Origin of the sequence: Dyella sp. EPa41, assembly GCF_016586165.1 — a bacterium.
Lineage (GTDB): Bacteria > Pseudomonadota > Gammaproteobacteria > Xanthomonadales > Rhodanobacteraceae > Dyella.
On record NZ_BCPR01000156.1, the window covers coordinates 1 to 924 of the forward strand.

A 924-nucleotide genomic window follows, 5' to 3' on the forward strand; every position below is an offset into this window, starting at 1 on the left:
GGNGTGCGTGCGGAGCGAGGCGTTGCGGCAAGACCGAACCCTCGCCCCAACCCCTCTCCCAAAAGGGAGAGGGGCCTACGCGGGGACTTAGATGCCCAGCAGCATGCGCTGCGGGTTTTCCAGCTGGTTCTTGATGTCGACCAGGAACAGCACCGCGTCCTTGCCATCGATGATGCGATGGTCGTAGGACAGCGCCAGGTACATCATCGGGGCGGCGATCACCTGGCCGTTCTCGACGATGGCGCGCTCCTTGATGGCGTGCATGCCCAGGATGGCGCTCTGCGGCGGGTTCACGATCGGGGTCGACAGCAGCGAGCCGAAGGTGCCGCCGTTGGTGATGGTGAAGGTGCCGCCCTGCAGGTCGTCCAGGCCCAGCTTGCCGTCACGCGCCTTCTTGGCGTAGTCGACGATGCCGCGCTCGACGTCGGCGAAGCTCTGGTCCTGCACGTCGCGCAGCACCGGCGTCACCAGGCCCTTGTCGGTGGACACGGCGATCGAGATGTCCTGGTAACCGTGATAGATGATGTCGTTGCCGTCGACCGAGGCGTTGACGATCGGATGGCGCTTCAGCGCCTCGGCGGCAGCCTTCACGAAGAAGCTCATGAAGCCGAGCTTCACGCCGTTCGCCTTTTCGAACGACTCGCCCAGGGCCTTGCGCATCTTCACCACCTCGGCCAGGTTCACTTCGTTGAACGAGGTGAGCATGGCGATGGAGTTCTTCGACTGCATCAGGCGCTCGGCGATGCGGGCGCGCATGCGGGTCATCGGCACGCGCTCTTCCGGGCGCGAACCCGGGGTGGGCTTGGCGGCCGGCGCGGCGGCGGCCGGAGCGGCGCCACCCTTGCCGTAGTTGACCAGGTCTTCCTTGGTCACGCGGCCGTCGCGGCCGGTGCCGGCCACCTTGGAGGCATCGATGTTCTGCTC

Annotated in this window: 1 protein-coding gene; it reads right to left on the minus strand. The window is 66.3% G+C overall.

Annotated elements, in window-relative coordinates; all coding sequences use genetic code 11:
- Positions 1 to 87: 87 nt before the first annotated feature.
- A partial coding sequence (odhB, locus tag JMF82_RS21850; RefSeq protein ID WP_201316628.1) for a 2-oxoglutarate dehydrogenase complex dihydrolipoyllysine-residue succinyltransferase occupies positions 88 to 924 on the minus strand: 837 nt, incomplete at its 5' end.